Here is a 20,145-nt window from a genome sequence, read left to right as displayed (position 1 = left end):
GGTCCGTCTTTCTTAAAGACGGACCCCTTTTTTATATGGTTTTATTATTTAAAACCAGCTCTTCGTATCCGGCATGTTAAATGGCTCGAGGAAGAATGTGTTCAATAAATCCAAAAACAGATCGCGCTTTTCCCACGACCCACCATGCGTGCTGCCGGGTAGAATACAAAGTTGTGACTTGGGTATAGACTGGAATATCTTCAGCGTATGCTCGGGCCGGATTATATCCCGATCACCGGCCATCACCAGCACGGGGGCTTTGATCGTTTTCAACCGCGTGTACGGAATATGCGGATAGTCAATCATCAGCTCGTTCAGTTTCTTTTCATGGTCTGTGCCTTCGCGAAGAGCTTTCTCGATCGCCTGGATCCCCCAATAAAATATAGCCGAGCTATCGGGCTGCACGTTGGAGCCGTATGCCAGCACGCGTTTTACTTTGCGCGGATAGTCCATTGCCAGGATGAGGCCCAGAATGGCGCCGTCGCTTTGTCCCCAGATGAAGGTCGAGTCGATCTGGAGTTGGTCCAGGAGTGCGTTGACATCGGCTGCCATCTGTTCATAGGTAAGTGGGGCATCGGTGTCGGTGGATTTTCCGTGTGCCCGGCTGTCGACGGCGATGACTTTGTATTTTTTGATCAGCTCCGGATAATGTGTCGCGGCATTAGAGATAGAGCCGCCGTTGCCGTGGAGCACGACGAGCGGGGCACCGGTTCCGTATACTTCGTAGTATAGTTTAATGCCGTTGATGTCGGCGTACTTGCCGGCCGTGGGGCTGGATCCATAATTCGGAACGTCTTTGCCCGTGACAACAATTGCCTGGCGGCCTTTGCGTCCCTGAGTAGGTGTCACGGCCTGGGTGTAGAGGGTGTTGATACCCTGGTTGGCTTCGCCGATACCGGATTTTAACAGCGGAGATTTTCCTTCGAAGTCGTTTTGATAGATGGTGCGCCACTTGTTACGGCCGGACTCTACCGATATTTGGAAATCGTCGAAGTAGAAGGTGCCGTTGTATTGCACGATCAGGCCGGCCATCAGTGTGTCGGCGTCGGGATCGAAGGTGCCTTCGAGAAAATACGATTTCCATTCGCGGGCGCGCATGGGGTTATCGTTGTCAATCTTAAAGAAGCCGTATTCTTCATTGGTGCGGTATACCCGGGCCCACAGCGCGGCGCTGGCGTCTTCTTCCACGCCTTCAATCAGCGCTGAAACCTGTACACGGAATTTCTTGCCGGCATATGCCTTCACGGGCACGGCTTGTACATACGAGCCCCAGTTCTCCTGGGCCTGTACGGCCGGTGAGAGTATGATAACGAAGCTCAACAGTAAAATGCATAATCCTGGATATTTCATACAATAGGTTTTCCGCAAGATACTAAAAACAGTGTGAGTGTGGGAGTGAGAGCGTGTTGGGTATCGACTTTGGCGGTGGTGGGTTGCTACGACCAGGGCACCCCGATGGGATTGGGACTAACGCAGGTGACGCACCTACGCATCGCCTGGTGCTTAACACCCGCGCCAGCAATTGCGCTCTTCGCGCTCACACTCACTCTGACTTTTGGGGGTAATGCTTAGTTCAATTTCTCCCGGATCTCTACGGTGCCGCCGTATTCCAACAGGGGAACCACTTTGGCGAGCGTCGCCGCCTCTTCTAATGACACGGCGCGGATGTTGATGGTGCTTACAATGCGCAGGCCGTCACTGGCAATGGAACCTGGACGTGCTGTGCCTTCGCGGCCACTCACTACAACGCCTTCCTGTACGATCTGATTGCTGATTACAAAGATTTCGCGGGCTGTCCAGTCGTCGACAACTTTTTTCCACTTTGCGCGCACGTCGGTCAGGTCGTCGGGAGCGAGGGGTGCGGGGTTGATCCGCATGATCAATACATATTCTTTCATAGTGTTGGTTTGTTTTGTTGTGGAAGACGGAGAAGTTTTCTGGGCGAGCAGTGAGAAATGCGCAAGGCATATCACGCCCCACAAAGTCGCGGTGCGGATGATCGTTTTCATATACCGAATCGTTTTTGTTTATGGCATCAAAACTACCGTCGTGGAGACGGCGGCCATTGTAAAAAATCAGTGATGTTCGTTACCAGGATCTTTTGGTGGCGAAGAATACGCCGGGGGTCTGTCCGGTAAAGGCGGTAAAGTCTTTGATGAAGTGTGCCTGGTCGAAATACCCGGCGCGATAGGCTGCGTCGGTCAGGCTATCGTGATTGGCGTGTGTATCGATCACGTGGCGGAGGCGGACGACAATGGAGAATTGTTTTGGCGAGGTGCCTACCAAGCGCCGGAAGCGTTTTTCAAAGGCATCGCGGCTCAGGGGAAGCTCTTTTATTATATCGCCAATGCGCGCGGTGCCCCGGGCTGCATGGATCTGTCGCAATGCCTCGCGTACGATGCGGTCCTGTTCGGGCTCGTGTAAGAAGGAGAGAAGGAATTGCTCGGTCAGGGTGACGCGCTGCGCATGCGAGGCCGCGGCACAGAGCTGATCCTCCAACGCTGTTACGGCGTCGCGGGGCAGAAGATCGCTTAACGCGACACTTTGATCGGACAACACATGCAGCGGTTGCCGGAAGAACGCCGCTGCACCACCGTCGTGAAATTGCACCAGCAGCATTGCCGTCTGCTGTGCATAGTGCACCATGCGCGCTGCGTGGCGTAATCCGGTTAACGCAGTGGCAGGCATATTCTCGCAATGACCACGATCGGTAAATGCAATAGTACCCTGAAAGCGTAATGCCATAACCAGGGCCGTATCCGGCAGAATGCGATTGTCCATGCCGTGCTCGCTGGCGATTACCAGGTAGGCTTTTACAAAAGGCTTTAAACGGTCGGTAGGGATGAAACGCACTAGGTTCACATTGCCAATATACGCAAACGGGATAACGGAGGTTATAGGGAATCCACCTTCGACAGAGTGCGTCGGTCGATGTAAAACGTTCCGAAGGGTAGGAGGCACTGTCAGCACTTTCCACGTTGTTGTTGAAAACTTCCACCGGTAATCGATTCCCACGCTCAACGTGTTGATAACAAACATCGGTGAGCAGGAGTATAGCTTAGCGATGCTCCCGTACTAGGAGATTAATGAGTTTTTTTAGTTATTTGGAGTCAACAAATCATGACTGACAAATTGTGGCTATTGCTTGGTATAACGATTGACAGGCTTCTGCTTGCTATCCTGATCGTCCTCCTTGTCACGTTACCTTCCATTGTCGACCAGGAACTTTACAACAGCGTTCAGACCGCTAAGTTTATAGGGTTCAGTTACGCCATCCTGGTCCTTGCAACGGTGTCGGCCGGGCAGATGTTGCGCCCGGGAACGGTGTTCAACATTACCGCGTCGGATCTCATACTTCTCCTCCTGGTAGTGTATCTATCGATTAATCGGTATTTTCTACAACCCCACAATGCGTTCTCAATCGGATATTATGAGATGATCGGTCTCAGCGTATTGTATGCCATTATACGACAGCAGCCACGATCACATCATTTTCTCCTGTTGATCGCTACACTCCTCGGCGGTCTTGCACAGGTGGGTACGGGATTTCGCCAACTATTGGGATTCGTCCCCTCTTACAACATTAACTTCAAAGTCACCGGTGCATATTTTAATCCCGGTCCCTATTCCGGACTTCTAGCAAGTGTATTCATTATCGGCATCGGGCTATACCTCTACCGATACCGGCTGGTGGCCTTTTTTATTCGCAGCCGTATCGTCGCACGCCGGTTTCGGCTCGCAGCGTCAAACATCTTACAAGTCTTTTTTATCACGTTGCTTGGAACGTCCTTATTTATCCTGATCGCCGTTCGTAGCCGGGGTGCCATCCTGGCTGTATTGGCTGGGAGCATGTATATCTTTTTCATACAGCATGGCGGATATGCCTGGATCAGAAAAAAAATATCTACGCAGCATCGCCTATTCGCTGGCATCGGCATATTTGTGCTTATCGGTATACTGGCGGTAGGCGCATATCGGCTCAAAAAGAACTCCGCCGACGGTCGGGTATTGATCTGGAAAGTAACAGGACAGTTGATTGCAGACCGACCGTGGTTGGGCCATGGCTTTGACCAATTCAAAGCCGTTTACATGAGGTATCAGGCAAAATTCTTTGAAGAGCGTCCGGACAGCAGCGAATCCCCCCTGGCAGACAATACACAATACGCCTTTAATGAGCTTCTTCAGTTTACGGCAGAAAATGGCGTCGTCGCCACCCTCTTGGTACTCACCGGCATCGGCTTGGCATTCCTGACAGGAAGAAAAAAAAAGGTCCGGCCGACATTACTTATCGCGCAAGCGGGCGTCCTGGGCTTTTGCCTTTTTGCCATCTTCTCTTACCCACTCCAAATACTACCTATCAAGGCAAATCTTGTGCTATGTCTCGCCATCATGGCAGCGTATCAGCCTATCACCTTTTCCATACAAATCTCTCATTCTACAGATCGTTCGGGCAAGGCTATACGCATGCTCCTCACGGGTTCCATCCTGGCGATACTGTGCCCGCTTTACGTGAAGACAACATCCATCTATTCAGCATTTATACTTTACCAGGAAGCGTTTAATCTTCAGCAACACCGCTCCTTGCCGGAAGCCATAAGCCGATATCAGCAGGCCAGCGTGATCTTACAGGACGACGGTGAATTTCTTACCAGTTACGGCAAAGCGCTTTCGCTGGCCAATCAACATGAGCAGGCCATCGACGTCTTGACAAGGGCAGAAAAATACTACACTTCTACTGTCACATATACTACCCTCGGCGACAGTTACAAAGAGCTTAAGCAATACCTGCAAGCGGAACGGTGTTACCGCATGGCCAGCGCAATGACTCCCGGCCGGTTTTATCCCGAATACCTGCTGGCCAAACTTTACCTGGAGACAGGTGAAAAAAACAAAGCCGTTGCGATTGCCAACGCCTTGCTTCAAAAGGAGGTCAAGATAGAATCCACCGCCGTCTATCAAATACGCGCCGAAATGAAGGCGCTTATCACTGCCCCTTGAGGGCTCGCCAAATAACCTACCTCCATTCACGATTGAAATTACCCGCTGCTACGCTTCGCATATTGTTCCATACCTGATAGTCATACCAGCCTTCCAGGGGCAGGCCTTTCAACTGCTGCCAGGCGGTATAATCGTAATTGGCCCCCACGACCAGGACACACTTCTCAGGGTTATAAGGGTTTGGAAAAAGTACGATATATGACAGCGTTCGGCCTTCGACGGTCCTGTCACCGACCCTGATATGGCTGGTTGTGACCATCAGGGGTATCTTCCCCATCATCCTGGCCAAGACAGCATTGGATTGCGCGGAACCTACCACAACTAGGTTGGCATTTTTCAGATCCGATTCACGCACCGCCTTGTCCGTTACGATATTCTCGCACCTCCCGGATAAGCTCTCCATCCATCCTCTCACCAGGGTATCAACCGCTGCCTGACAGATCGCGTTTTCCCGTGCCGTGCCGGATGTTCCCTTCACGATCAGGAAACGACTGGCAAAAACGTCATTCGCGGGCCCTTCTGTGGTTTCGCCTTTTCGGAACGCCGTCCGTTCCCTCGCGTCTCCCAGGTGAAGTTTACCATCTTTGGGATAAACATAGGAGTGATCGACACCATTCCACATAACTCTAACGCTGTCGCCTTTCACAGCCGCGGGCGCACCCGCGAGGTCAATCGTACAGGCTTTGACATTCGTTGTCTGCAGCGCGATCCGGTTGTTACCGGCAATCGCGTACAATGTGCTTTTGCCGGAGGACGACAGATCGTCGATCGTGATCCAATACGCTCGGTTGTATTTCAATTGGTAAGTCGAAAATGAAATCGTATCCGGCACCGCTCTTGCATGCTGACTATAAAAGTGAAACGCCTTGCCAATGACCGTGTTGTCGGGGATCATGTTGATCCACGTCTGTTTGATAGCATGGTTCAGATCGTCTGTTAAAACCGATCCGCCGGCCTGTCTGATACTATCGGTTAGCCTATGGGATAATCTATAGTCGGCCTTTTCATCTTTTTCCGAATGGAACAAGTAGAGCGGTAAGTTCCGGAAGTTCTCGGCCGTATGTAAGACGCTGTTCGCTCGCACCCAGTCGGCCGGAAAAGGACAGTTGGTCGCGTCGTGCTCACATCGGGTATACCCGATCTCGGGGCCATCGGTCGCAATCGCCGCAAAACGCGATGGAAACCGATTGGCGATCAGCAGTGCCTGCAATCCGCCGGTACATGAACCGTAGAGATAGATCCTGTCATCGTCAATAGCGTAATCGCGCTTCACCGCTTCCAGCGCTTCGAACGTCGAAGCTTGTACGACAGGATTGAGGTTAATTTGCGATACGATCCTGGCGCTGGGCCATAGCACAGCCATACCGTATTTGCGGCTTAACGTCTCCAACATTTCATTTCGGTCGATATTGGCCACTGCGTAACTTTCAATAAACGGTGCCCGCAGCCCCACGTACGGCATGATAACGACAAGGGGCAGTTTCCTGCCATCCTTTACCTGTGGCGGAACATATAGCATATAATGATCCACACCGTGATCGATCCCGGAGCGGAAGCCCCTCAAGTGCCAACCAACTGTATTCTCCATCATCGGTTCCTGCCGTTGCAACCGATTCGCCATATTGGCCAGTTCGAATACCACCGCGGCGATCTTCCGCTGAATTTGCTCGTCATACAGGTTTCGTCCGCCAAATTCCTCCAGGTACGTAAACCGTTTATGCAAGACGTCAATATTGATCCGCTCCAGGTCGGTCCGGGCAAGGGCTCGCGCTTTCGACCCGTAATTTTTAAATAGTTTTTTATAATCCCCCCGCACAATCTTCTGTTCAAGTATTTCCTCATCGACCGAAAGCTCGCATGCATAAGCGCCATCCTTCAACATCGTTAACGGTACTTTCCACGTCGCACCCAACGGAAGATTCTTTACCAGCACGACAGCGTGATTCGCATCGAATATAGAAAATGTTGCATGCTGCGTTGGAGACATTACCGACGGATACTTTAACTTTATCTGCAACGTATCCTTGTCTCCCAGCAAATAGGAAGTGCTGAAACTAAAAAAATTCTTTCCTGTTGGATATTTCTTCGCATACAGGGCAGATGTAACGCCCAGGCTAAAGCCCCAGGCACTTGTTGCCGTGTTAAAGAGTTTCACGACAACATCGTTTCTGCCTTTGTTAAGATGAACGATGTAGGCATATTTGTTTTTTGTGATGTAATCGTTCTGATACTGGCTAATGCGCAACACGCCATTGACCCACACCTTGACGGCATCATCCATAACCATCTGAAAAGCAACATCCTGGTCGCTTTCACTATCAATGATACACGCGGCATAAGAACTTGCCGCCTCTTGCGTCCGGAACAGCTCGTCAAATTCCTGGTAGGCGGCGTTTTGCGTATACAGGAAACTGTGTGCACGAGTCCGATCAGACGTATCATTATCGTACGCCGGTAAGCCGCGTAGGAACGCCGCGTACTCGAGTGAATCCTTCGGCGTATGGCCACCGTCAAAAAAAGACTCCCAGTCGGCATGAGTATCCTCCGGGAAAGCCCCCACAAGTCGCCACTCCTTAATAGTGACGACTGTCGCTTCATCTCCCTGTAACCCTTTCAGGTAATTGACCGGCAGCCGTTGCTCGGAGCACGCTGACAAACCAACGACATAGATTACGAATATGGCTCTGACAATCAACGAGTCATTCGCGGCTAACTTTGAACCCATAATATGATTTTACACACAATTTAAGGGAATCACGAGTCATACAATCGACGATTATATAAATCATAATATAGTCCATCAAAACAATATATTAATCCATTCATCCAGATCGGTTAATCCCCTTCTTTTATACCAGTTGTTTGTTATTGCCGGGGCGTTGCGACGTCCTGGCAAGTTGTAGTAAAAGATCGAATGTGATTGTAAGACCTAAATCCAGAAAGAGCACATTATGCCACCGGCGAATTTTCTTTACGCTGGTCAACATCTGCGTATTGACGACAAGTTGTACAAATCAGAAAACCGCTTCGGCTAAAGCTGACGATGAGAAACAGCCATATACCGATCACCGCATGCTTGTCGACACCGCCGTGCTCAGAAAGGGAACGTTTCAGGCGCAGTTGGTCAGCAACGGTTCGCTTACGGCATCGCAAAAGAGTGATCTGAATTTCCATATGGGTGGTTACGTCACACAGATTCTGGTCCAAAACGGGGCGTTTGTAACGGTAGGACAACGCCTTGCTTTATTGGACGATTTCTCTTACCGCCAGGAAGTCATGCGCGCCGAGACCAACCTGAAAAAAGCCACGGTAGAGCTAAAGGACCTGTTGATCGGCTACGCCGGTAACGCGTATGATTCATCGGCTATACCGCCAAACATCCACGAAGCGGCGCGCATCCGGTCAGGTTACGACGATGCCCTGCGCGATCTGAAAACAGCACGCGTTAACCTGGCAGGAACGGTCGTAACAGCTCCTTTCAATGGCAGGGTGGCCAACGTCGCCTTCACCCGTTTCACAACGGTACCCGCAGGCGCGCAATTCTGCACGTTAATAGATGACGGTGAATTTTTTGTTGAATTTTATCTTATGGAATCCGAGATCGGCACCATCCGGCTGGGTGACCGGATCCGGGTCGCGCCGCTCTCAGTTGACACCGAATATACCGGCAATATTCGCGAGATCAACCCAGTGGTCAATGAAGACGGATTGATTCTGGTCAAGGGCAGCATCAAAAATAAAGGCCATCTTCTGGACGGTATGCATGTAAAGGTCTTTGTTGAAAAAAGCATTCTCGGCCAATGGGTCGTGCCTAAATCTGCCATCGTGCTGCGGCAGAACCAAGAAGTGCTTTTTCGATATGTGAACGGCAGAGCATTGTGGACCTACGTCCGGATAATGTCCGAGAATAATGCGTCGTACGCCATCATACCCGATCCGGACAAAGGCGGCACAATAGTCGAAGGTGATATTATCATTACCGCGGGGAACATAAATCTGTCACACGAAAGCAGTGTGGACGCCCGGTGATGCCGGTATTAAGATACTTAAACTTGTAATACAGGAGGTGCTATAAAAACAAATTCCCCCAACAATGGTTTGTGGAACGGACAGTCCGTGAATCCGACCGGTCGACATTTTACCAAAAAAATGACACTAATTTGTATACCCTTTAATGAAAAAATGTTATGAAAAAAATGTTCTTTATTCTCGGCTTCACATTGATTGCAGCGCTCGGCTTCTTTGTTAACACAGAAGTAAATCAGGACAAAGGATCGGTTACACTGCAAGGCTTGAAAGAGGCTACTGCTCAAGGTGGTGAAACCGGCCGCTGCCACTCGTGCCCGCCGAACATCCGCGAGGCATGCTGGACTTGCGACGGCATGATCATCCAAATGTATTGCTGCGGCTGCTCTGGCGGCCCGATTACCTGCTAATCCACACGGGCGCCTCAAAAGGGGCGCCCCCACAACGCTCTTTTCAATTATAACCACCGTGCCATACACTACCATGAAATATTCATTCTTGATCCTGGTTGTACTTTCGCTGACGACGTCGTGTACAACAGATCACAGCTCTTCCAAGATCGTACCGGAGAAGAAATTCGACAAATTCCAATCGGTATACCAACTCACAGGTAAATCCAGAAAAGATATGCGCCAGGAGGATCTGCCCGGGCTGTTCTTTAAAATGTGGACCACCGACTCGTTACTGATCGTTTATGACATCTTCGCCGGCAAATCCAATTACTTCTATATATACAATAAATACGACTACTCGTTGAAATCGACTTTCGGACGAAAAGGAGCCGGCCCGGGCGAGGGGAACTACGTAGGGGATGCATTCTTCGATCAAAAGAACGGGGCGATCTTCCAACACATGCAAGACAAAATGAAACTCTTCAGGTATGACCTGGATAGTGCACTGGCTCTGGGCGCGAAATATATACCTTCCAGCGTGGCCACACCGGTAGACGGTTTCTTTCAGGAAGCAGACGACAACAACTTCTACACATACTCCAAACCGGCCACAGATCCGGTCAACGTTGGAAACTCCGTTCTGACGGTTATCAATCGAAAGACCGGCTCCCAACGCCAAACGGGAACACACTTTCTGAAACCCGATGCCTTCGCAGACAATATGGCCCGGACAAACTTTACGATGGGAACATTGATCGTTAGCCCTGATAAGAAAAGAGCCGTGTCTGGGTACGTTCGCTGGAATACGCTCGCCTTCCTGGACCTGAACGATGAGTCCAAAAATTATATTCTCACCGGTCCTGATGAGTTCACTCCCAAAAAGGATGAAAACGGCCAGATCATCCGCGACATCAATTGCAACTGGGGCTACTATAGTATTGCTCCCGGAGGCGATTATATTTTTGGTGTGTACTACGGAGGACCCCGAAATGTGCTCCAACCCGATGGAGAAAACCGCGAAGCATTCCCAAACACCGTTCACATTTTCGATTGGGAAGGAAATGCGGTCGCCAAATTAGAACTGAGCAAGTATACGGATGGTATCGTTGTTGATTGGGACCGCAAAATGCTGATTACGGCCAATCCCACAGCGATCGATCCCATAGTGGAGTACGACCTCTCGGAAGTGAAAGAATTATTCCACTAACAGCGTACAAGAGATAATCCCTTTGCATTTCACTGGCCTGTGATAAAATTTCTGATTGAAAGACCCATCGCGGTCACCATGACCCTTGTAGCGCTGATGCTCATCGGCCTTGTGGGGACATATTTCATCCCGGTATCCCTAATGCCCGATGTGAGCATTCCCGTCATTACCGTGCAGGTAACGCAGGAAAACATGTCCCCACGCGAATTAGACAATACTATCACAGGCCCCTTGCGAAGGTCACTCGGCCAGGTCACGCACCTCGAAGACCTCTCGTCAGAAACACGAAATGAGACCAGTACAATACGCCTCAGCTTTGCATACGGCACCAATATAGATCTGGCGTTTATCGAAGTCAATGAAAAGATCGACCGGGCCATGAGCATGTTCCCTCGTAACATCGTCCGCCCCAGGGTGATCAAGGCCAACGCTAGCGATATACCTGTCTTTTACCTTAACGTGACACTTCCTGATCGGAGGCCCACCGCGCCCGCTGATAGTACATCCATATCCGACTCCCCTGGAGTCGGCGAGGCCAACGTGCTCGCCGAATTTATGAAACTAAGCAGCTTTGCCGATCAGGTCATCCGCCGCCGACTGGAGCAACTTCCTGAGGTGGCACTCGTCGACATGACCGGCCTGGTCTATCCCGAGATCATTGTCCGACCCCTCGCGGACAAAATGCAAGCCCTGCAATTAACCAGCGAGCACCTGGAACAGGTCATCCGCGATAACCAAATAGACCTGGGCGAGCTGTTGATTCACGAGGGTCAGTATCAATACAACGTACGTTTCAATTCCACCCTCACTTCCCGCGAATCGATCGAGAACATTTATTTCCAGGCCGGCGACCGGATCCTGCAATTAAAAGATGTTGCCCGTGTAATAGAAGCTCCGCAGGCGCGCCGGGGGCTAGTGCTGTCCGATGGCAACGAGGCGCTAACAATGGCCATCATCAAACAGGGCGACGCACGCATGAATGACCTGGAGGGGAAACTACACGACCTGATCCATCAATTCGAAACCGACTACCCACACATCCGGTTTACGATCACACGCGACCAGACCGAGCTGCTGGATTACTCCATTTCCAATCTGCAGCAGGACCTGGTCTGGGGATCCATTCTCGCCTTGTTGCTCATGACGCTCTTTCTCCGGGATATAAAATCGCCGCTATTGATTGCCATTACCATGCCCGCGTCCCTGATCTTGACGCTGGCTGTATTTTGGCTGCTGGGAATATCCGTCAATATCATTTCACTGTCGGGGTTGGTGCTCGGGATCGGCATGATGATCGATAATTCCATTATCGTAATTGATAACATCGCGCAGTACAGTGCGCGTGGTTATTCCTTGCTGCAGGCTTGTATACGAGGCTCCGAAGAAGTATTCCTGCCGATGCTTAGCTCGGTGTTTACAACGTGCGCTGTTTTTATCCCACTCATCTTTATGAGTGGGATTTCCGGTGCATTGTTTTATGATGAAGCTATTGCTGTTATCGCAGGAGCGTTTGTATCGCTTGCACTGTCGATGACGATCATACCCGTGTACTATAAAATCATTCAGCAGCGGACGTCACCCTCAACCATGCCGCCAGCCTGGCTGCACAATTTAAGGGGACTAAAATATGAGAAATTATATCAGAACAGCTTCCACTACCTGTTGCGGCACCAGTGTTATGCGTTCATAGCCGCGATACTTATTCTCGTGGCTGGCGCCTGGGCCTATGTAGGGTTGCCGAAATCAAAACTTCCTCCTCTGACAGAAACGGAAGAAATCGTTTCGATCGATTGGAATCAACACATTACCGTGGCGGAGAATAGACGAAGAGTATTGTCAATCATTCAGTCGCTGCCGGTGCCGCTGACACAATATACCGGCCTGCTGGGTGAGCAACAGTTCCTGCTTGCCGCGGGAGCCGCCAAACAAAGTTCGGAGGCCGTGTTATATATTCGGACTGAAAACGCAGACGATCTGCTAAAAGCGGAGAGTCAGATCATCCGCAACGTCGGGCAGTACCCGGGAGCCATCGTGCATCTATCGCCGGCAGAGAATATATTCAATATGCTTTTTCCCGACAATACAGCGCCGCTTGTGGCTAATCTTCGGATTAAGCAAAACCTTGGGCCGGGTTATGCAGAGTCTCTGAGTATCGAGGTAAACAATCTTCAAAGCCATGCGGCAGCTACCGTCGCTGAAATCCCGTGGCAGGAGTATCGCGTGCTTCGCATTGACCCGCTCAAACTGAAGATGTACGACATCGACCTGGAAATCCTGTATGAAAAATTGAAGGTCGCGTTCAACGAAAAACGGGTGTTCCAGATAACTGAAAATCAGCAGTTCATTCCGGTGACGCTCGGTGGCGACCTGCACACCATTCACGATATTCTGGAACAGACGCAAGTCACCAATATGCACGGGAAGGCATACTACATTCGGGATTTCGTGCTCGAGACGAAAGAAATCGATCTAAAAACGATCGCAGCGGGACAAAGCGGCGAGTACTTTTCCTTTATCGTCGATGCTACAGCAGAAAATGCCGATAGCGTGATGCATGCCCTCCGTCGGTCCCTGAAGCAAAAACAATTGTTCCAACTCGATTTTACGGGAAGCATATTCACCAGTCAGGCATTGATCCGCGAGTTGACGGCCATTTTGACCGTGTCGCTCCTGATCCTGTATTTTATCCTGGCCGCTCAATTTGAATCACTCCTGCTACCACTGATCGTACTGCTGGAAATCCCTATAGACATCGCGGGCGTCTTCATTAGTCTGAAGCTGTTTAATTCCGGCATCAACCTCATGTCCATGATCGGTATTGTCGTCATGGGAGGCATTATCATCAACGACTCCATCCTCAAAATAGATACTATCAACGAGCTCCGAAAAAGTGGAGTTTCACTACTCCGGGCCATTGTGCTGGGCGGCCATCGACGGTTGAAGTCGATCCTGATGACAAGTCTTACCACCGTGCTTGCGATGGTACCGCTGTTGTTCACCCCGGGCATGGGCGCCGAATTGCAGAGGCCTTTGGCAGTCGCCCTGGGCGGCGGCATGCTCTTAGGCACTGCTGTCAGCCTTTATCTTATCCCGCTGTGTTACTATCAACTCCAAAAAAGAGGTAAATCCTGAGACGATGCGACAAACGAACCGGCGATATCACCTGAAGTATACCTTCATCATACTGACAACAACTGTACCCTTCGTTTATTGGCGGCTGCCCTGGTGCGTTTTTCTTGTTATCACCGCCGGGCTATATTTTGCCTTCGTACATTATTTATCAAAGACTAAAAACCGGTGGACAAATATGGCGGCTTATGCTTTGATGGCCATTGGTCTGTTCATGGGTGCGATCAGCCTTCGGACGCTGTTTTTTGAAATCTATACGGTTCCGTCGGCATCGATGGAGGACGCGTTGTATGCCGGAGACAAAATACTGGTTAATAAATTGCAATACGGTCCGTGGCTGCCCCACTCGGTCGCCGAAGTTCCCTGGATAAACTTGCTCGGAAATGGCCTACCTGCCGACAGTGCAGCCAGGCGCAGACACCGTCTGACGGGGTTCGATACCATCGGTCGCGACGATATACTCCTTTTTAAACACCGATCCGATCGGACGTACTATATTAAGCGTTGTGCCGCCGTTCCAGGTGATCATGTGCAGATTCGTCTGGGCCAGGTGTGGATCAACGGTCAGCCCCTACCGGCCGTACCATCGATACGGCTTCCCTATGCGATCCGCTGCAGCGATCCGGTGTCCGTAGTAGCGATGTTGCATACCATGAACAAAGCCCTGCAGCCCCGCCGCACATCGGATGCTCTGCAGGTCTTTCTGAACGGACGTGAAAAAGAGAGACTGCTCACCGCTTGCAACATCGAAGCGTGTGTGGTCGATCCCACCTTGTACGAATCCTATGTGCGCGCAAGCATTTATCCTGCCGGTAAAGCATCCTGGTCCCTGGATAACTTCGGCCCGCTGTATGTCCCACGAGCAAAAACCACCATCATGCTCGATTCCACAACGTACGATCTGTATGCGGATATTATTCACAGATATGAAAATACGCCGCTTCATAAACTTGGAAATAAATTCTACTGCCGCGGACAAGAGATCAAGCGATTCACCTTTCAAAAGGACTATTACTTTGTCCTGGGCGACAACCGTCACAATTCCTATGACTCCCGTCATTGGGGATTTATAGCCGCCGAAGACGTCGAAGGTAAGGCAGTAGCCACACTGTTCTCGCCTGGGCGCTTCCGGCCGCTTTGGAGAAAAATATGGAACCCCCTGTAGCTTGCATGCGACATTCTTCCTTTTCCGTAATTCTTGTATTCACATGCCTCGGTGTTCTGGGACTAAGTACAATTCCGCTGCTGAACTTCGAGTTCCAGCCGAATAAGGCGTCACGTGATTTCACGATAACGTATGAATGGCCGGGAGTTTCGCCCCGGATGCTGGAGAATGAGGTAACGTCAAAACTCGAAGCCATGCTGGTCACCCTAAAAGGTATTCAGCGGATAGCCTCCGTCTCGGGGCATGGCACGGGAAGGATCGATGTCCAAATCAAGTCGGATGCTGATCCTGACATGTTACGCTTTGAAATGGCCAACCTCATCCGTCAATCCCTCGCCAAACTTCCACCGGACTTGTCCTATCCGCTGCTTACGCCGGGATCGGCCAACAGCAGCAAAGGACCCACACTTACTTACACGCTGACGGCTGACGCCAGCTCATATTATATTCAGGATTACGCCCAACAACATATTTTGCCCGGCCTGTCTGCTATTCCGGGAGTTGCGCGCGTCGATGTACACGGTGCATCGCCCTATATCTGGGAAGTGGAATTTAAAACCGATGCCATCGAACGTCTGAATATACAGGCACAGGATGTGGCAACGGCCATCGACCAGTATTTATCAAAACGTTTTGTCGGAATCGGCCAATACAGATCCCCTGCTTCCCACCAGCTTCAACAAAGCCCGGTGATGCTCCGCGAGGCAGGCCATGCTGCGCTGAACCTGGCGGAAATCCCCGTTAAGAAAGTTGGAAACCGAATCCTGTATGTAAGGGACTGCGCCAGCGTCCGTTATGTCGAACAGACGCCATCCAGCTACTTCAGAATGAATGGACTGAATACGGTAAACATCGTGTTGGCGACAGACCCTACCCGAAATACCCTGAGTGCTGCAAAACGCATTCAGGCAGAGATGCACCAGATCGAAACGCAGCTGCCGCCGGGCTACACGTTGACAATGGGCTCCGACGCGACCAATTTCCTGCGCGAAACATTGAGATCGTATGCCGTTCGGATAGGTTCGTCGTTACTGCTACTCATAGCCATCATTTTGCTGTTCCGGCGTCAGGTTCGGTTTCTATTCATCGTCATGCTCGCGGTATTTGCCAATGTTGCGCTCACGAGTTGCTGCTTTTTTCTATTCGCTGTTCCTATCCGATTCTTCTCCCTGGCGGGCCTTGTCATCTCGTTGTCGCTCATGACCGGCAATGCCATTATTGCCACACATGCATATTTACGGGAACGCAACAATAAACACATCCGGTCACTTATAGCCTTTACAGTTATAATGGCTTGCATTCTGGCATGTTTCACCTTGGTCGATTTCTATCAGGGCCAGGGATTCGCCGACCTGGCCCGGGTGATCATGGCCAATCTTGCAGTCTCCATTGTAACGAGCATATTTTTTATACCAGCACTTTGCGACAGGATCGCGATCAAGCCCACCACCCGCCGAACCCTCGCGCAAAAAAGAAAGACCGCACGGCGTGCTGGTTTCTTTGCCGACGGCATTCGACGCATAATAAAAGCACGCGCCGCCTGCATTATCATCGCTGTAGTGAGCTTTGGCATCCCGGTTTATCTGCTGCCGGAAAAAATGGAAGGTAGTTCGCTGCTCGCGAAGCTATACAACCAATCCGTTGGAACGACCTGGTTCAGCCACACCGTAAAACCCGTGCTCGACCAACTTGTCGGCGGAAGCATGAGATTGGCGATCCGGAATGGATATACAGGATTTTATGCTGAAGAACCCCGGCAAAAACAACTTATCATAACCGGCCAGATGCCGGAAGGCTGTACGGTACAACAACTGAACGATGGTATCGAACGGATGGAGCAATTCATCCGCATGCTCAAAGGCGTCCAGTCGTTTCAAACCTCCGTTGTAAATTATCGCAACTCCAGCATAGTCATTGATTTTATACCCGGCGTCGATGTCAACTTGCCGTACCTTCTGAAGAGTCAACTCGAAACCCGGGCGCTCGATCTCGGCGGCATTACGTGGTCTGTCACGGGCGTCGGCGATGGCTTCTCCAATGCATTTATGGAAAGCTATAAAGGTGAACAGATAGTACTGGAAGGATACAACTATGAACAATTGTATCAGTATGCCAAAACGCTCCAGCAAATGGTATTGACAAATCCCCGCGTAGGCGAAGCAGATATCACAAGTTCCGATAACTGGCGTTCCCGCAGGACGAATGAATTTTCAGTCGACTTTAACAAAGAGCATCTGGCCTTCAAAAACCTGCGGCCGGCTGAACTGTTCCCAAGCTTCCGGGAGAGGTCCTTTCGAAAACAAATTGGCAGCTGGTACGAGGATACACAAATACAATCTATATTCCTGACAGCCGATATCCGCAACGACTTTACTACCTGGAGTTTCTATTTCCAACCTGCCTCCATAAAAGGCAACTCGTTTAAAATGGCTAACCTCGGCTCCATTCAAAAGACAAAGGTAAGTGACGAGATCTACAAGATAGATCAGCAATATCGGATGGTGGTAGCCTATAATTTTCTCGGATCGTCGTTATTGGCACGGGACATCAAAGAAGAATTCCTCCGCCGCATAAGCGACCAGCTGCCACTGGGATTCAAAGCGAGCTTGCCCTACTATGGCACGTTGAAAAAAAGTAATGTCAATCTCTATTGTCTGCTCCCCGCATTGCTCCTGGCGATCTTCTTCATTTGTGCCATTATGCTCGAATCGTTCTTTGAACCCCTCCTGTTAATCATGCTCGTACCCATCGTCTTCATGGGGTCGTTCCTGTCAATGGCCGCCTTTGGAATTCCCTTTAACAATGGCGTGCTTGTCTCGCTCATCCTGCTTACCGGACTGGTGGTATACATGGGTTTGATGCTGTTGACACAATCCAATATCCCCGTTCGCAAACACCGAAAAATACGACACAGCCCTGTATACCGTTGCATACGGACATTTCAATACAATGCCCACAGCCTGGTAATCATCATTCTGTCGGTCTCCCTGGGATTAATCTCGTTCGTCGGCCATGGACAGATGGAAGAGTTCTGGCGCGCCATGCTGGTCAGTACGATCGGCGGATTGCTTTTCTCTTTTGTTGCTTTTTTCATTTACTTCCCCCTGTTTCTCTGCTGGGGGACGCCATCAAAGATATGAGACACCTGAAAAAGCCACTGATCCAGCTTTTACTGATCTGTTCCGCCGCCGCCGCTTGGGCACAACACCCGCGGCAAGTGGTCTATCGTGATGTATTTTACGAGGCCGGGGCCCAGCAGATCATCTTTGGCAATGACTCTATAGTGCTGGCGTTCGACCGGCGCGACGGCGCGTGGACAATGCTGCAGCACACCTCCCGTCCCGGCAATTTGATGGGCGCCAGGACCGTCCCCGACTTCAACGTGAACGGTCAATGGATTTTCCAGGCACGGGCCGTGCCGTTAAAAGATTTTGTCGTGGACATAGACCCCTATCGCAAATATGCCTCTATGTCCCTCACCTGGCACATAGACGATACGTACGAACTTACAGCAGTCTATACGCTCTTCCCCGGAGAAGCGGTAATACAACGACGCAGTACATTGCGTGTGGTGCGCAAGCAACCGCAAGACGTCTTCAAATTGGAAGGTTTCCGATTCGAGCTACCCCGAATCATGTTGGGTGAACCGTCGGATTGTTTTGTCCATGCACCCGGGTCGCTTCATCCCGAGCTACTCCCTCTGCCGGCCACGCCCTATGGAAGCCTCGTCAACCGTCAGGCGATTTATTTCCCGTCCGCACCAGACATGGGTTTTGGCTTGCTTTGCCTCGAAAACAGGGAACAAGCTCGTATTTTCGCCACGTGGATGTCGACAACGGGAGAAGCCAGCTATACGCCGTACATCAAAACGAACGGTCAGACGCTGTTACTCTGCCATGATAACTGGCGCCAGCAATATTTGCAGCAGGATGTAGCCGTGTCCTCAGACCCACAAGTCATCAGCTTGCGTGCCTCCCTGAAGGAAGCCTTGACACATTACCACCAAACAGAAACGTCAAACGATCGGGATCCCGCTCCTGGCGGTGATCACACCATCCTCACGATCGATGTACACCGTTTTCCCAGTGGCTTTAAGGCCGTCACATCACGGCTTCAGCGGTATAAAGAACTTGGATTTACCACGGTGCAACTTTTAATCCATCGCCCCGGAGAATCCTCCCCGATGAATCCGCTGAAGATCGACCCGGCACTCGGTACCAGCGCCGACCTGAAGACTCTCGTTGACAACGCACATGGCCACGGGTTGAAAGTAATGTTTGCGCTGCCCCTGGACGGTGCTGGTCCGGCCGCCACGCTATCGGTCGTACAGGCGGCCCTCGCAGGTCTTGATACCTATGACGTCGATGGATACAAAATACAGGGTGCCTCCTTTCAGAAAGTTTCCTGGAGCCTGAACGATCGCGCACCGGCCTATTGTACCGGCCATGGCTTCGTATCGCTGGTATCATCTATCGCACAGGCTACGCGCGAAAGGAACCCGGGATTTATACTTATACTGGATTCGCCGGGCCTCGTCCCATACACCCTGCCGGTGCTGCACGTCAACGAAAGCCCTGCGTCAATACACACCGCATTATCGCGCCTGGCGGCTGGCGATTTTACTGCCGCCGACTACCAGCAATATCTGTCAGCGATATACCGCATATCCGGGACCGGTGCCAGTCGCGTGCTTTCTATCGATGCACCGGAAAAAAGTGCCGGTTCATCATCGTATTCGCCACCCTACTTTTGCCTGGTGGCTATTCATGCCTTCTTCGGCACGCCCGACGTAACGCTAGACCCCACCGGTGTCAAGCCTGCAGAAGAAGAATACTATAAAAAGATATTTCAGACTAAAAAGAAATTCGCTGCACTCCGCAACAGCGATGTCTTGCTCGATGCCGTACAGGCGTCTGATCCGAATATATTTACGGGCGTGAGAAGATCAAATACTGATGCAGTCCTGGTTGTTATCAACATGAGTGCCGATACCGTGCGTACCAACATCAATATCACGCCTGCCGTTATGCCCGCAACACGTACACTACTTTTTGACAATGTCCTTACGGGTGCACCAGTCAAAGGGAATATAGCAAAAATAGGACTGCAGTTGACCCTTCCACCTTACCAGGTGCTGGTTGCTCCATTAAAATAGCACCGCTTACCTCCACGCGAGCTGTACAACAGTCGCGTCGATGGTTTGCTGGTGTCGCTTACCTATATACGGT

Annotated in this window: 12 protein-coding genes; 8 read left to right on the top strand and 4 right to left on the bottom strand. The window is 50.8% G+C overall.

Features of this window, described 5'->3' with window-relative positions; genetic code table 11:
- Positions 1 to 48: 48 nt before the first annotated feature.
- The 3 genes from KK062_RS17190 to KK062_RS17180 all read right to left on the bottom strand — a co-directional run bounded on the left by KK062_RS17190 (position 49) and on the right by KK062_RS17180 (position 2,862).
- The gene (locus KK062_RS17190; protein ID WP_254085566.1) at positions 49 to 1,350 is read right to left on the bottom strand and encodes an alpha/beta fold hydrolase; all 1,302 of its coding nucleotides are present in this window, start codon (positions 1,348 to 1,350) and stop codon (positions 49 to 51) included.
- A 218-nt stretch (positions 1,351 to 1,568) separates the two neighbouring features.
- Positions 1,569 to 2,009: a YciI family protein gene (locus tag KK062_RS17185; protein WP_254085565.1), complete on the bottom strand. Its 441-nt coding sequence runs from the start codon at positions 2,007 to 2,009 to the stop codon at positions 1,569 to 1,571.
- 79 nt (positions 2,010 to 2,088) lie between these two features.
- Positions 2,089 to 2,862, bottom strand: coding sequence for a helix-turn-helix domain-containing protein (locus tag KK062_RS17180; RefSeq protein ID WP_254085564.1), 774 nt, complete (start codon positions 2,860 to 2,862; stop codon positions 2,089 to 2,091).
- Positions 2,863 to 3,120: 258 nt separating this feature from the next.
- Between KK062_RS17180 and KK062_RS17175 the strand changes: the two genes are divergently transcribed.
- Positions 3,121 to 4,998 carry an O-antigen ligase family protein gene (locus KK062_RS17175; RefSeq protein WP_254085563.1) on the top strand — a complete coding sequence of 626 codons (1,878 nt, stop codon included), beginning with the start codon at positions 3,121 to 3,123 and terminating at the stop codon, positions 4,996 to 4,998.
- Between the two features lie 16 nt (positions 4,999 to 5,014).
- Here KK062_RS17175 and KK062_RS17170 read toward each other — a convergent pair whose 3' ends face one another.
- Entirely contained in the window at positions 5,015 to 7,723 is a 2,709-nt protein-coding gene (locus KK062_RS17170; RefSeq protein ID WP_254085562.1) for a prolyl oligopeptidase family serine peptidase, read from the bottom strand.
- A 347-nt stretch (positions 7,724 to 8,070) separates the two neighbouring features.
- On the opposite strand from KK062_RS17170, the gene KK062_RS17165 reads away from it, so the two are divergent.
- The 7 genes from KK062_RS17165 to KK062_RS17135 all read left to right on the top strand — a co-directional run bounded on the left by KK062_RS17165 (position 8,071) and on the right by KK062_RS17135 (position 20,072).
- Entirely contained in the window at positions 8,071 to 9,027 is a 957-nt protein-coding gene (locus KK062_RS17165; protein WP_254085561.1) for an efflux RND transporter periplasmic adaptor subunit, read from the top strand.
- Between the two features lie 158 nt (positions 9,028 to 9,185).
- The gene (locus KK062_RS17160) at positions 9,186 to 9,434 is read left to right on the top strand and encodes a hypothetical protein (protein ID WP_254085560.1); all 249 of its coding nucleotides are present in this window, start codon (positions 9,186 to 9,188) and stop codon (positions 9,432 to 9,434) included.
- A gap of 73 nt (positions 9,435 to 9,507) precedes the next feature.
- Positions 9,508 to 10,623, top strand: coding sequence for a BF3164 family lipoprotein (locus tag KK062_RS17155; protein ID WP_254085559.1), 1,116 nt, complete (start codon positions 9,508 to 9,510; stop codon positions 10,621 to 10,623).
- Positions 10,624 to 10,662: 39 nt separating this feature from the next.
- Positions 10,663 to 13,755, top strand: coding sequence for an efflux RND transporter permease subunit (locus KK062_RS17150; RefSeq protein WP_254085558.1), 3,093 nt, complete (start codon positions 10,663 to 10,665; stop codon positions 13,753 to 13,755).
- 175 nt (positions 13,756 to 13,930) lie between these two features.
- On the top strand, positions 13,931 to 14,917 hold the full coding sequence (lepB, locus tag KK062_RS17145) for a signal peptidase I (RefSeq protein ID WP_254085557.1): 987 nt from the start codon (positions 13,931 to 13,933) through the stop codon (positions 14,915 to 14,917).
- Positions 14,918 to 14,922: 5 nt separating this feature from the next.
- The gene (locus KK062_RS17140; RefSeq protein ID WP_254085556.1) at positions 14,923 to 18,057 is read left to right on the top strand and encodes an efflux RND transporter permease subunit; all 3,135 of its coding nucleotides are present in this window, start codon (positions 14,923 to 14,925) and stop codon (positions 18,055 to 18,057) included.
- A complete protein-coding gene (locus KK062_RS17135) occupies positions 18,054 to 20,072 on the top strand; it encodes an alpha-amylase family protein (RefSeq protein WP_254085555.1) in 2,019 nt (672 codons plus the stop codon). Before KK062_RS17140 ends, KK062_RS17135 begins: the two co-directional genes overlap by 4 nt.
- The last annotated feature ends 73 nt before the right edge of the window (positions 20,073 to 20,145 follow it).

The organism is Dawidia cretensis (genome assembly GCF_018598175.1).
GTDB classification, from domain to species: Bacteria; Bacteroidota; Bacteroidia; order Cytophagales; family Cyclobacteriaceae; genus Ohtaekwangia; species Ohtaekwangia cretensis.
The sequence above is the reverse complement of the archived record's forward strand: the minus strand, read 5'-3'. Positions and strand labels throughout refer to the sequence as shown.

What these genes read in the sequence shown, in the direction of transcription:
- KK062_RS17190 (WP_254085566.1), bottom strand. Translation starts at nt 1,350, where the DNA reads ATGAAATATCCAGGATTATGCATTTTACTGTTGAGCTTCGTTATCATA.
- KK062_RS17185 (WP_254085565.1), bottom strand. Translation starts at nt 2,009, where the DNA reads ATGAAAACGATCATCCGCACCGCGACTTTGTGGGGCGTGATATGCCTT.
- KK062_RS17175 (WP_254085563.1), top strand. Translation starts at nt 3,121, where the DNA reads ATGACTGACAAATTGTGGCTATTGCTTGGTATAACGATTGACAGGCTT.
- KK062_RS17170 (WP_254085562.1), bottom strand. Translation starts at nt 7,723, where the DNA reads ATGGGTTCAAAGTTAGCCGCGAATGACTCGTTGATTGTCAGAGCCATA.
- KK062_RS17165 (WP_254085561.1), top strand. Translation starts at nt 8,071, where the DNA reads ATGCTTGTCGACACCGCCGTGCTCAGAAAGGGAACGTTTCAGGCGCAG.
- KK062_RS17160 (WP_254085560.1), top strand. Translation starts at nt 9,186, where the DNA reads ATGAAAAAAATGTTCTTTATTCTCGGCTTCACATTGATTGCAGCGCTC.
- KK062_RS17155 (WP_254085559.1), top strand. Translation starts at nt 9,508, where the DNA reads ATGAAATATTCATTCTTGATCCTGGTTGTACTTTCGCTGACGACGTCG.
- lepB (WP_254085557.1), top strand. Translation starts at nt 13,931, where the DNA reads ATGGCGGCTTATGCTTTGATGGCCATTGGTCTGTTCATGGGTGCGATC.
- KK062_RS17140 (WP_254085556.1), top strand. Translation starts at nt 14,923, where the DNA reads ATGCGACATTCTTCCTTTTCCGTAATTCTTGTATTCACATGCCTCGGT.
- KK062_RS17135 (WP_254085555.1), top strand. Translation starts at nt 18,054, where the DNA reads ATGAGACACCTGAAAAAGCCACTGATCCAGCTTTTACTGATCTGTTCC.